The sequence below is a fragment of the Mucilaginibacter sp. UYNi724 genome (genome assembly GCF_054057495.1).
In genome coordinates this window covers 61,813-74,494 of sequence record NZ_JBSRZI010000017.1, presented here as the reverse complement: position 1 = coordinate 74,494, position 12,682 = coordinate 61,813, and the positions used below count along the sequence as shown (strand labels likewise).

The window sequence follows — 12,682 nt, the reverse complement described above, 5'->3', positions numbered from 1 at the left end:
AATCATCAAAATGGGGATTTTTTTTCTTTATCGACGCCCATTATTAAAAAAATAAACCATGCGCTTTGTAACTTTTAAATTCATATAGACGTAAACACCACCACGAATATGATTGGGATATTCTCGTACCATAGGAATTAACTTCTAAATATTATCTACCATGCTTACAATTGATCCAAAGGTTCAGGAATGTAATAAGCCCTCAAGGTTCAGTAAGCTTATGGTCGTTTGCCTTATATGCTGTTCCAGCTACAGCTATTCGTCAACCTATTATTTTTCCAGTAAAGCAGGCAATGATACTTACTCCAGCAGCCAGGCAAGTAATCCTGCAACACCATGGAAAAGCCTTGATAAACTAAACAGCTTTTTTAAATATCTCAAAGCTGGCGATTCTGTTTTATTAAAAAAAGGCGATATATTTTACGGCTCAATAACAGTTACTAAATCAGGCTCTTATTTTGCCCCAATATATTTTGGTGCATATGGAAAAGGCGAAAACCCTAAAATTAGCGGTCTGTTAACTTTAAATTCGTGGAAAAATATAGGTAAAGGTATTTACGAAAGTATTTGCGATGCTGTAGGTTATAATCTGATATTAAATAATGCTCAGCAACAAATTGGCCGTTATCCAAATAAGGGCTATCTAACTATAATTTCATCAAAAAATAATGAACTGACAGATAATGATCTTATAGGCGCCCCTAACTGGACATCAGCAGATGTGGTGATCAGAAAGGCCAGGTGGATTATTGATAAAAGCCAAATTATAGCACACAATGGTAATAAACTTACTTTCTACGGAAATAAGAACAATCCTAAAAATGGCTATGGATACTTTATCCAAAACAGCATCAATACCCTTGATGAATTAGGAGAGTGGTTTTATAATCCGCAGAAGAAGACCATGGCAGTATATTTCGGGACTAAAAAACCGTCTGCCTACACTACGAGTACAAGTGGCATAAGCAACCTTGTAGAAATAAACAAATTCAATAATATTTCATTTGAAAACATAACGTTTTCGGGCGCGGGGGCAAATGCTTTTAAAATTATACAATCTAAAAGCATAAGTATTACAAATTGTAATATACAATATTCGGGCACTGAAGCTATTTTCGCTTCTTTTAGTCCGTTCCTAACCGTTAAGAATTGCATAATTAATAACTCCTTAAGTGGAGGAGTCAACATTGATGTAGGCTGTACTAACGCTTCTGTTTTGAATAATACCATAAAAAACACAGGCCTTATGGCAGGTATGGGAAAAAGCGGTACCGGTACATATGAGGCTATTACATCATTTGGCGACAATACGCAGATAGAAAAAAACAGGATTGATAGCGTAGGATATAACGGGATCTACTTTGGTGGAAATTCGTCTCTTGCAAAAAACAATTATATCACCTGGTTTTGCATGACAAAAGATGATGGCGCCGGGATCTATCTGGGCGATTGGTCAAAAACTACTAATAAAAAGGTAGAAGGCAATATCGTTTTACATGGCGTTGGGAATAGCGCCGGCACCAACCAACCTAACAGCCTACAGGCTGAAGGAATTTACATTGATGATAATACAGAAGGTGTAAGCATATTAGATAATACTGTTTCCTTATGCTCTAACAATGGAATTAAAATACACAACGCAAAATTTATTAACATTTACGGTAATACAGTATTCAACAATGGCATTCAGTTAAGGCTTGAGCAGGATCATTATCTTGCTACAAGCGAATATATTAGAAACAATAAGATTAGTAAAAATACTTTCTTCTCTGTTGGGAGTGCACAGGCAGCAGCAAAATTCACTACTAACCAGGATGATATATTATCGTTTGGGCAAATTGATAGTAATATTTACTGCAAACCGGCAAAGCATTACGCATCCGCTATAATATCTGCAAATATGACTGCTAAGAGATCAGTATCATCTACTAAGTTGAAATTGCAAGAGGCTCACGGAATAGATTTGCAAAATACCGACAAACGAAATATATTATTTGAATACAATGCTACCAACACAGTTAAAGTGATCTCTTTAGATGCACATTATGTAGACGTTCAGAACAAAAGTTATTCAAAAACAATAACACTTAACCCGTATTCTTCGATGATATTACTTGCTGCAGAACCTAACGAAATAGATAAATTACAAGCTATTGAATACTCGGCAGTAATAAATAAAACATTCGAGCGATAGTAAAGCTCAACCCTTAAAATTAGCAGCATATAATTCAATATGCTTTTGTAAACTCTCCGGGTCATTAAAACGGTCTTTCAATTTTTTTGCAGGTACACCCCCGTATATGCTATAGGGTTCAACATCTTTACTAACTACTGATCCAGCCGCAATAATACTACCTGTTCCTATTTTTACCCCGCTTAGTATGGTGCTGTTATAGCCGATCCAAACATCATCACCGATGGTGATAACACTATTCAAGCCGAGCCAGTTATAATCTTCATCCCTTATCTGTGAAGCAAGGCGTATAGGCACCCCTACTTGCTGATAATGATGATCATACTTACCTACCAATCCGACACGGTTAGCAAATATTACGTTATCGCCAATAACGGCGTCTGTCTCTATAAAGGAGTCGCGCCCTATATAAAAATTTTTGCCGATAACGAGTTGGTTCTTAGCCCACAACCTCACCCTTATACCGCAATAAAACCCTTTCGCAATATCATAGCGCCTATAAACCACCGTTCTTAAGATCAGATTTCTTAACTGCTTTAAAAATCTAATCATGGCGCTCCTGCTTAACTATCAGCTTAAATATAGCACCTAATTCTAATGCGATCTGTTGACCAGAAAATTGCTTTGCTGTTTGTATATTATTAACACGCATAGAATTAATTAGATCGTCAGATTGTAATAGCTCATCAAGCTTTATGTAGACATCATTAGCGTTTTGAGGTTTTACCCATAAACAATTTTGGGGTTCCGATAAAAAATCGCTTGCTGCTCTTATCTGTGTAGTAATAATAGCCAGGCCAGCCCCTACCGAGTTAAATAATGCCATCGGGAACCCTTCCGCAAAAAATGTCGGGAAAACTAAAATATCGGCGTTTGAATAATATGCTACAACTTCCTGTTCGGGGATAAAACCGGTTAGTATCACATTTTCGATTGAAAGCTCACTGATTCTTTCCTTAACCGCTTCAAATCCATCACCATCGCCCACAATTATAAATGTGGTTTTATGTTTCTCTTTAATTCTTGAAAATGCATCTAGAACTTCAAATATCCCTTTTTCGCTAATTATGCGCCCTACAAATAATAAAACTTTATGATCGGCAGCGATGCCATGCCTTGTCTTAAAATCATGGTCTTTATAAAACTGATTTACACGCACCACGTTCTTTGTGGTAAATATTTTGTCAGGCTTAAAATAACCGGTTTGGTTTATCTTCGTCTTTTCCTCTGAAGATAAAAATAACCATCCTGCTACATTCTTTTTTAAGTATGGCAGGATAACATTTTGCAACAAATACCGCTTATCTTCCATCAATTCTATATCCGATCCATGCGATTTGATCACAAAATGAACCTTTTTCCGATATACCGTTTTAACCAAACGTATCGTCAAATAATCCCGGATCACGGCCAATGTTTCTAACCTCGAATTAAAATAGACAATATCAGGATGAAACTGCCTGGTTATTTTAATGAGCTTAAAAGCGTTTTTTAAAACTATTATTAATCGACCGATCTTAGAATCATAACCGCTTTTTGCTGCATAATTAAACGTCCCACATTGGTAACCCAATTCCTGCAGGCCGGTTACCTCATCTAATGCTATTTCAACATGATGTTTAGTTGGCAGGCTTACAAGTATCTTGACCTTATCCATTTAAATTGGCTTGTTCTAAATTAGTGTTTACCATTATCTCGCATGTTTTCATATTATCACTCAGGTCCGCTTTATTAATTCAGAGCCTGTCATAAGGCAATAAGCATACATCAGGCCGCTATATAACTTGGGGAACGCGGAATATATCTTAAAAGCGTATTTATGCTTTTTTCTGATAAGGCCAGATGTTGAGATGAAAGATTTGTAAGCATTTAAATTTCCCACCACTTTACAGTACTCTGCCAGGTATTTTCCTTCTCCGGCCATTAATAGCAAGTTTAATAAGGAGATATTGGCCATCACATCAAAAGCTTTAGCATACTCAATAGCCTGTTTGCTTTCATCAGTCATTAAACTAACCATCTTAGATGATACCACTATGCTTTCCATATAATGAGAATCAAATTTACTCATGCTTACAGAGTTTTCCCTAACAAGGTAGTTATACTTCACCTTATTCTCAAACACAACGGTTTGGGCGGCTAAAAAGGCTTTACACACAAACAATATATCTTCATATATCCGCCCTTCAAAACGTATATTTTTTAGAAGTTTGGCATTGTAAATTTTGTTATTTGCGCTTACATCAAACTGTCCTTTAAAAAAAAGTTGTAAGGCTTCATCATGTTTATAAACCATGCTGCCTTCATTTTCACGAGGGCTAACAGTTTTATTTGGAAATACAGCACGCAAACGACATACAGATATATCTCCATCCACAGCACAAATATTGTTTATCAGCATTTCGTACATATCAGCCTCAATCGTATCATCACTATCAATGAACCCGATATATGTGCCCTTTGCAAGGCTCAGGCCTTTATTTCGCGCTGCAGAAACACCAGCATTTTTTTGGTCGATAAGTTTTATGCGGTTGTCTTTTACTGCATACTCGAGGCATTTTTGGTAACTCCCATCGGTGGACCCGTCATTTACGACGATAAGTTCAAAATCATCATAAGTTTGATTCAATATAGAATCGAAACACGCTGCAATGTATCTTTCCTTATTGTAAACGGGGACGATTATAGAAAGTGAAGGCATCTTATTAATTTGAGCTGTTTTCAGCGTATTCAGTAACCGGGTAAGTTAATATAATTACGATCATACTTACTACCATAACCAGAATGCGGGTATCCCAAATAGAATAAACCGTATTAAATTCAACTAAAAAACAAACCAGTGAAGCGATAAATATCGCAACCCTATCATCATAAAGGCCCTTTATATTATTTACAACACCGGTAATTAAAGGCATAAGCAAGTAAAGTACAAAAATCAAAAATCCTGTAAAACCCAGTTCTACCATAATTTTTAAATACCCGTTTTCCGGCTGGTCAAAATAAAGCAACTCTCCTTCCTTAACTTCCAGATACTGATCCTGGGCGTGCCTTTTGATATATTGTTGATAGTTTTCTGCTCCTATACCTAAATAAGGGTGCTCTTTTGATATATCAAATGCCTTTTGCCAAATTGATTTGCGAAACAGATAATCTTCAGATACATTGCCGGCACGGGCAAATAAAACAGTTTTAGTTGAAAGGAATGAATAAGCTAAGCCAGCCAGAATAATTAATATAAGCCCATAAACTCGATATTGCCTGGCTGCCATATAAAATACTACAATTAGGCCAATAGCAAAACCGCCAAATGCTGCACGGCTTCCTGCCAAAACTATCCCAACTATGGCAATAGCAAATGCCAGGTAATTTAACGCCAGGTTTTTTCTTGACGCACCCTCATCATTATATAAAAATATAAAACTACCCATAGCTAAGAACTGCCCGCTAGCCTGCGAGTCGTAAAACACACCAGGATACCTGATAGCCCCGGTTGCCGCATCAAAAGTGTTTGGGCCAAGTTCCGGGTAAAAGGTAAACCTTAACCCCACAACCCATTGAATAAGCAAAAACCCAAGTGCAAACGCATAGCTTATTTTTAAAGCATTTACTGTCTTTCTAAAAAAGTATGGATCAATAAAACATTCTTTAACATAAAAACGCGCGAAAATAAATACAGGAAGGATTTTTAATACGTTTAAATACGTGTGTTGCGGAAATTCAGATGAGAGGCCTCCTATCAGGATGATGATAGTGAGTAGTACAAACAACACGAAATAAAAGTTTGTATGGTTTTTAAGGTCAATAGTAATGAAATCCTTTAGTAAGAAAAACAAGCAGTAGTAACATATTACATCGAATGTTTTAAATCCTCCCCACGCTTCAATCGTAACTTTCAGATCCATTAAAGGCAGAAACGTGAGGATAAATAAAATACAAGAGCTAACGTTATTACCCTTCAAATAGATATTCAAAAAGAAAAGCAATAGCGTTATACCTGGTAAAATGTAGAGCAGATTGTTTAACATCTTTTATATAACAACTTATGCCTGGCCGGCAATCCTGTATTTTGCAGGTTAAAACCGCTTAAGAAATAATTTCGACTTGCTTCGGAAAGAAAGTTTACTATCACGTTGTGTATAATAACTGTTATCATATTTATAACCATAGCCGTATTTACCGGTTGTTACACCGTTAAATATAATATTCATTTTTGGCAGTTTACCATCCTCTTTTACATCGCGTATAAACGATAATTCAGACTTACCGGTATACCCCTGCCTGATAACATATAGCGAAACATCGGCAACCCTGGCTATTATAAAGGCGTCAGTAACCAAATGAAGCGGCGGGCTGTCAATTAATACATCATCGTAAATCCCCCTTAATGACGTAATTAATTGCTCTAACCTGTCTTTCTCAAGCAGTTCTGATGGGTTTGGCGGGGTATGCCCGCTTCCTATAACGTCCAGATTTTCCAAAACTGAGGATTGGATAATGTCAGCAATATCAATGTCAGAAGAAAGATAATCACTGATACCGGGTTTTTCCTTTGGCAGGTTAAACATGGAAGATATTTTCGGTTTTCGAAGGTCCATTTCAAGTATTACCGTTTTACGACCAGCCCTTGCTAACGAAACGCTTAAATTTGAACTTATGAAGCTCTTCCCTTCTTTAGAAACACTGGATGTAAACAAGGTAACCCTTCCTCTTCCTTTAACATTCTCATGCAGGTAATGTAAATTCGTTCGTAAATAATTGAACTGCTCACCTACCAAATTGGCGCTAAAATCAATAATATCTGCATCTTGCTCATCATCAGATATTTCACTTAAAATTTTGGCATTAATTGCAGATTCAATTTCCCGTTTATCCCCAATTTTATTTTTTAAAGAAAAACGGATCAGGATAATTAGGAACGGAACTCCAAACCCGCATAAAAAAGCAATGATAAGGATCAATGAAGCTTTTGGCCATATTATATCTTCAAGATTAGCCTTATCCACAATTCGCGCATCTGCCAGAGTTGAAGCATAGCTTAACGACACTTCTTCCCTTTTTTGCAAAAGATAAACGTACAAGTTTTCTTTTATCGATTGCTGGCGTTTTTTTCCTACAAATTGGCGCTCCTGGCCGGGTATATTCCGAATAGACGATTCAAATTTGTTGTTAAATGATTGCAGCTCTCGCTTTGTGGTAATCAATGACGATTTTATACTACCTATTGTTTGCTTGATTGCATTTTTGGTAGTAGTTATTTGCTTATCTAAAGGTTCAAAAACCGGGTTACCAATTGGTGTGGTAGCCAGTAGTGCCGATTTTTTTAACTGCAACTGAGATACTTTTTCAATTAAACTATTTAATGCAGGATCTGATATGCCTATGGTTGCCGGTGGGTTTTCGTTATTCGACGTTGAATTTACATAGTGCTCAATACCTTCAATAACATTAAGCTGAACGTTTACCTCATTTAGTTTAATATCATTGGTCTGAACGTTTTCAAGGTAAACTTTTGATTGTGAATTGATATCTGTTAATCCCTGGCTACTTCTATAACCCTCCACATCCTGCTCGGCAGAATTTAACTCCCCTGTTAGCGAAGCCAAACGGTTATCAATAAACTTAATAGTACTTTCTGTTGAGCGTTTTTCCTCGGCCGATGTAGTTTCGTTGTAAGACTTTATGATGTAATTAAGTATGTTTTTTCCGCGTTTCGGAACTTCATCACTTAAAGATAAACCGATAGTTGGTGTAGCCTTATCTAATAAGTGAACATCAAGCGCCTTGACGTAATTATTTGTAACTTTATCAGCACTGTTAACTATTATTTTAATGGATTTACCAATATATTGTTCAATAAACGAAGTTGGTTTTAATACCCATCTTCCAAGTTTATCGTTTACGGTTTCATTAAATTTAAATAGATGATCATCGCCTTTATCACCTACTATCTTATAACTGTTTTTATCAAGTATAGCTATCTCAATAGTACCAATTTCCCTATCAGGCTCTTGTAACAGTAAGAAACTTACCGGCGATGATTTGTAAATATCCTTGGCGTTTAACCTCCTACCGTAACTATAATTCACCCATAAATTCAAATCAATTACTACACGGTGTATTAGCTCGGTGGATTTTAGGATCTGAATCTCTGTTTCAGCATTTTTTGGTGAGCTAGACTGGTTTAATTCCTGTAAAGCTTCTTTTTCCTGTGGAACCTTCTTTTCATCTTTAACAAGTATGGTAGCGCTAATTTTATAAACAGGATTTACCTCTTTAATATATATATAAGCTATTGAAAGCGCTAAAACCAGCCCCAATAAAAAAAGGGGCCAGTGATAAAAATATTTAGCCAGTATTACACGCAGATCCGTAAAACGCGGATCATCTTCTCTTCGATAATTTGAAGACTTAGTATCGCTCATAAATTAATTTCGGAACAAAGAAATAGCGATAGCCAGTACAGAGAGTGCCCCTATTATCAAGCTCGCGTTTTGATATCCTTTATCGTTAATAGTTGAAAGTTTAGATTTGTTTGGTGTTACATAAATAAGATCATTACTTTTAAGATAAAAATACGGCGACTTAAAAATCTCTTTTGAGGTAAGGTCAATGGGAATGTATTCTCTTTTACCATCTTTCTCTCTTACCAAAACTATATCTTCACGCTTGCCTGTTATATTCAAATCACCTGCAAGGCTCAATGCCTCCGGAATGGTTAACCTTTCGCTGTTGCTGGTATAAATGTTAGGCCTTAACACATCACCCAAAACGGCTACTTTGAAATTAACTACCGTTACGGTAACAGTTGGAGAACTTAAGTACGGTGCAAGGCTTTTTTGTAATTGCTCGGAAAGCTGGTCGGTTGATAGCCCGGTAACTTTAACCAAACCGAGAAGAGGAAGTTTAACTTCACCCTTCGCATTTACAGTATAACCATAATTCGCATTTCCCGGGTTAGTACCCGCATTTTGTTGGTTGTTACCAAATACCGCGTCAGCTTCAGGGTTTTTACTACCAACGCTAATAGATAGCTGGTCGTGAGGTTGAATAGTAAAAGTAGTATAGTTATCTATATTTTCTTTTGTAATTTGCGTTCTGCTTAAATCCTGAAAGTAAGGTATTTTTTTGTACGAGTTACAAGATGACTGGATTAAAAGTATTGTAATACACGTTACAGTTAACAATAAAAACTTCGGTTGGAGGTTTAGTTTTTTGTTCATAGATGTGGGGAGTTATAAATATTAATATGTTTTTCTTTTAGAACTTTTAATACGTTCGCATGTCTTTCAAAAGCAACCTACGTTTGCTGAATCGATATAGTTTTCACATTAATCAACATTGATGCCAACTATAGTTATTTTATTACACAAGCCGGCAGTATTTTAAGCTGTCGCTTTAAACAAACGATTAAGCATGAAGCATGTTTTCTTAATTTTAGTATTTATATTTAACCTAAGCGTATTATATGCAAAAAACTACTACGTTAATGCAGCAACAGGTAATAAAAAATTTAATGGCTTAAGCGCAGGCAAAGCAAAAAGCACTATCCAGGATGCAGCCAATCTTACTAAACCCGGCGATACTGTTTTTGTTATGAACGGAACTTATATTAACGATTGCCCAAGCTGCAATGTTACTGACATAACCAAGAGTGGAAAAAAGAACAGATATATTATTTATACAAATTATCCGGGCCACACCCCGCGTGTAAAATTCGACGGCTGGGCCGGGCTATCTGTAAAAAGTGGGACGAGTTACATTAAGATAACCGGTTTTGAAATAATTGGTAACAATGCCCAGGTTAATTTAAAGAAGGCCTTAAACCAACCCGGAGGCTGCAAAAACAAAAGCGGGAAATATGATGCTAAATATAACGGAAACGGGATTTCTATTGAAGGACGGGGCAAAAAACATTCACATCATATTGTAATTGCTAAAAACGTTGTACATGATTGTGGCGGTGGAGGGATTGGTGCAATACAGGCCGATTATATTACTGTTGAAGATAACCTTGTATATAATAATAGCTGGTATTCCGTATTTGGTACCAGTGGTATATCATTATACCAGTTTTGGAATTACGACCGCGCTAAGGGTTATCATAACTATATACGCAGAAATAGGTGTTTTAATAATAATTCATTCGTACCCTGGTTCAAAACCTGCGAAATAAGCGATGGTAACGGTATCATTATCGATGATTTTAGAAACTGGCAAAAAAGTTCGAACCTTGGGAGATATGCCGGGCAAACATTAATAGAAAATAACATTTGCTGGTATAACGGCGGTACCGGGATACATTCATTTCAAAGCGATAATGTTGACATCATTAATAATACTGCTTACTGCAATTCGCAAAGTAACGGACTTAAGGCTGGGCAAATACTGTCCGGGATGGGGGCTAATAATCGCATTATCAATAACATTCTGATATCAGATGGGTTGGTGATCTTAAATTCTAATTACTCAAATACCAACCTTGTTTACGAAAACAATTTACACTATAATATAACAAACCCGGACAAAGCTGTGATAAGTATTACCAGTCCATCATGTAAATATGCCGACCCGCTTTTTATTAAACCATTGAGGAGCCTACAGGCAAACTTCCAGCTACAAAATACCAGCCCTGCCATAGAAGGGGGTAATGCAAATACCTATAGTTCATTAGATTACAATAATAAAAAAAGGCTGAGGGGAAGCAGGTCTGATATAGGCGCTTACGAATATTAATATCGCCGGTAAATCATTTTACTATTTAATGTAACATAATACATCTATATTCTTTATAGGAATACGATTAGTTAGAAATAATATTTTATTGGTTCAGTATTTGATTATCTGTAATCATTATGGAAACAAGATATTTCTACTTATTACGTTTCACATTAGCATTAACGGACCTTATAATCGTTAATCTTTGTTTTTATTTAGGCTTTTATTTATCAAACAAATATTTCGTCCCTCTTGATAAAAGCATGTTTAGTAACAATGTGATTTTATGCAACTTGCTTTGGCTAATAACAACCGGAATTTTTAAATTATATTCAAAAACAACCATTCATGTACTTGAATATATTTATAAAGCTACCTGGAAAAGCTATGTGCTGCACTTAACACTTCTTTCTGCTTATTTCTTTTTCAGCAGTTCGTTGAATATGCCCAAACACTTTTTTATAATATTTTATGGTCTGTTGTTTTTAAGTTTTCTGATGAGCAGGTTTACTGGAACAGCCTTGCAATCAGCGCTTAATGAAAATTTCGATATCAGGAAAAAAGTTGCGGTATTAAACATGAATGACCAGGGAGAAGAACTTGCCAATTACATTAAACAACAAGGCAGTTTTAATTTCGCAGGCTTTTTAGAGGAGGAAACATTATCGGTAAACGCCCATGGCGACTTGGTGATGCCAAGCGCTATTAACCAGTTAAAATCTGCAGTCAGCGCTGGTATCCAAGAGGTGTTTGTATCATTAGATACAAATAGAATGACCGAAGTATCAAACTTGATAGTAGAAGCAGAAAAGCAATGCATTAAGCTAATGTTTGTACCGGATACAAGATATATGGAAGCGAATTTCAAACTTGCCCGGATGGGTGAATATACCGTTTTTTCTGCCCGTAAAGAAGCGTTAGAAGCTGTTGAAAACCGATTTAAAAAGCGTGCTTTTGATATTATTGTGAGTGGTACTGTATTGATATTTATCTTATCATGGCTATACCCTTTACTTGGTATTATCATCAAGTTAACCAGCCCAGGCCCCGTGATGTTTAAGCAATTGCGAACTGGTCGTGATAATAAACCTTTTTGGTGTTATAAGTTCAGAAGTATGAGTGTTAACAACGACTCAGACAAGCGTCAGGCTAGCAAAAGCGATATCCGTGTTACGCCTATCGGGCGGTTTCTACGGAAAACAAGCTTAGATGAATTCCCACAATTTTTGAATGTATTATATGGCCACATGAGCATTATAGGCCCAAGGCCACACATGTTATCGCACACCGAACAGTATAGGCAATTGATAGATAAATATATGGTTAGGCAATTTTTAAAACCAGGTATTAGTGGTTGGGCACAGGTAAATGGATATCGCGGCGAGACTAGTGAAACCGTCTTAATGGAAAAAAGAGTAGAACATGATATTCACTATATGACAAATTGGTCATTAATGTTTGATATAAAGATTATGTTTCTAACGGTAATAAACATATTTAGGGGCGAAAAAAATGCATTTTAGATAAAAAATATTTTTAGAATTTCTTAAACGTTAATTTATTAGTATTTAATGCCATTTTACACGGTAAATATTTCCCCAAATTGAGGAATTAATACCACACTCTATCAAGAGTATCCTTTAAAGTAATATCCACAACAAGCTTAATAATAATATTACAATTAGGTTAGCAATTATTAAAAGCCCTATTTTTCTTGTATTGCCAATCATAATTACTGATGTAATTCTATTCGAGTTCATAATCATTCTATCT

At 36.0% G+C, this 12,682-nt stretch carries 9 protein-coding genes; 3 read left to right on the top strand and 6 right to left on the bottom strand.

What is annotated here, in order from left to right; all coding sequences use genetic code 11:
- The first annotated feature begins 160 nt into the window (after positions 1 to 160).
- Positions 161 to 2,194 (top strand): right-handed parallel beta-helix repeat-containing protein, encoded by a 2,034-nt coding sequence (locus ACVW0P_RS19700; protein ID WP_457133589.1) that lies wholly within the window; start codon positions 161 to 163, stop codon positions 2,192 to 2,194.
- 6 nt (positions 2,195 to 2,200) lie between these two features.
- Here ACVW0P_RS19700 and ACVW0P_RS19695 read toward each other — a convergent pair whose 3' ends face one another.
- The 6 genes from ACVW0P_RS19695 to ACVW0P_RS19670 form a co-directional block, all read right to left on the bottom strand.
- A complete protein-coding gene (locus ACVW0P_RS19695) occupies positions 2,201 to 2,746 on the bottom strand; it encodes an acyltransferase (RefSeq protein ID WP_457133588.1) in 546 nt (181 codons plus the stop codon).
- Complete coding sequence (locus tag ACVW0P_RS19690; RefSeq protein ID WP_457133587.1) at positions 2,739 to 3,851, bottom strand: glycosyltransferase family 4 protein; 1,113 nt, start codon at positions 3,849 to 3,851, stop codon at positions 2,739 to 2,741. The genes ACVW0P_RS19695 and ACVW0P_RS19690 overlap by 8 nt, the downstream gene beginning before the upstream one ends.
- A gap of 60 nt (positions 3,852 to 3,911) precedes the next feature.
- A complete protein-coding gene (locus tag ACVW0P_RS19685) occupies positions 3,912 to 4,895 on the bottom strand; it encodes a glycosyltransferase family 2 protein (protein WP_457133586.1) in 984 nt (327 codons plus the stop codon).
- Between the two features lie 4 nt (positions 4,896 to 4,899).
- Complete coding sequence (locus ACVW0P_RS19680; RefSeq protein ID WP_457133585.1) at positions 4,900 to 6,096, bottom strand: O-antigen ligase family protein; 1,197 nt, start codon at positions 6,094 to 6,096, stop codon at positions 4,900 to 4,902.
- A gap of 171 nt (positions 6,097 to 6,267) precedes the next feature.
- Positions 6,268 to 8,616, bottom strand: coding sequence for a GumC family protein (locus ACVW0P_RS19675; RefSeq protein ID WP_457133584.1), 2,349 nt, complete (start codon positions 8,614 to 8,616; stop codon positions 6,268 to 6,270).
- 3 nt (positions 8,617 to 8,619) lie between these two features.
- Positions 8,620 to 9,414 carry a polysaccharide biosynthesis/export family protein gene (locus ACVW0P_RS19670; protein WP_457133583.1) on the bottom strand — a complete coding sequence of 265 codons (795 nt, stop codon included), beginning with the start codon at positions 9,412 to 9,414 and terminating at the stop codon, positions 8,620 to 8,622.
- A gap of 193 nt (positions 9,415 to 9,607) precedes the next feature.
- Between ACVW0P_RS19670 and ACVW0P_RS19665 the strand changes: the two genes are divergently transcribed.
- Together ACVW0P_RS19665 and ACVW0P_RS19660 are read left to right on the top strand one after the other, a co-directional pair.
- Complete coding sequence (locus ACVW0P_RS19665) at positions 9,608 to 10,927, top strand: choice-of-anchor Q domain-containing protein (RefSeq protein ID WP_457133582.1); 1,320 nt, start codon at positions 9,608 to 9,610, stop codon at positions 10,925 to 10,927.
- 119 nt (positions 10,928 to 11,046) lie between these two features.
- Entirely contained in the window at positions 11,047 to 12,432 is a 1,386-nt protein-coding gene (locus ACVW0P_RS19660; protein WP_457133581.1) for an undecaprenyl-phosphate glucose phosphotransferase, read from the top strand.
- Positions 12,433 to 12,682 lie beyond the last annotated feature (250 nt).

Coding starts and splice junctions, on each gene's coding strand:
- ACVW0P_RS19700 (WP_457133589.1), top strand. CDS start 161: ATGCTTACAATTGATCCAAAGGTTCAGGAATGTAATAAGCCCTCAAGG.
- ACVW0P_RS19695 (WP_457133588.1), bottom strand. CDS start 2,746: ATGATTAGATTTTTAAAGCAGTTAAGAAATCTGATCTTAAGAACGGTG.
- ACVW0P_RS19690 (WP_457133587.1), bottom strand. CDS start 3,851: ATGGATAAGGTCAAGATACTTGTAAGCCTGCCAACTAAACATCATGTT.
- ACVW0P_RS19685 (WP_457133586.1), bottom strand. CDS start 4,895: ATGCCTTCACTTTCTATAATCGTCCCCGTTTACAATAAGGAAAGATAC.
- ACVW0P_RS19680 (WP_457133585.1), bottom strand. CDS start 6,096: ATGGATCTGAAAGTTACGATTGAAGCGTGGGGAGGATTTAAAACATTC.
- ACVW0P_RS19675 (WP_457133584.1), bottom strand. CDS start 8,616: ATGAGCGATACTAAGTCTTCAAATTATCGAAGAGAAGATGATCCGCGT.
- ACVW0P_RS19670 (WP_457133583.1), bottom strand. CDS start 9,414: ATGAACAAAAAACTAAACCTCCAACCGAAGTTTTTATTGTTAACTGTA.
- ACVW0P_RS19665 (WP_457133582.1), top strand. CDS start 9,608: ATGAAGCATGTTTTCTTAATTTTAGTATTTATATTTAACCTAAGCGTA.
- ACVW0P_RS19660 (WP_457133581.1), top strand. CDS start 11,047: ATGGAAACAAGATATTTCTACTTATTACGTTTCACATTAGCATTAACG.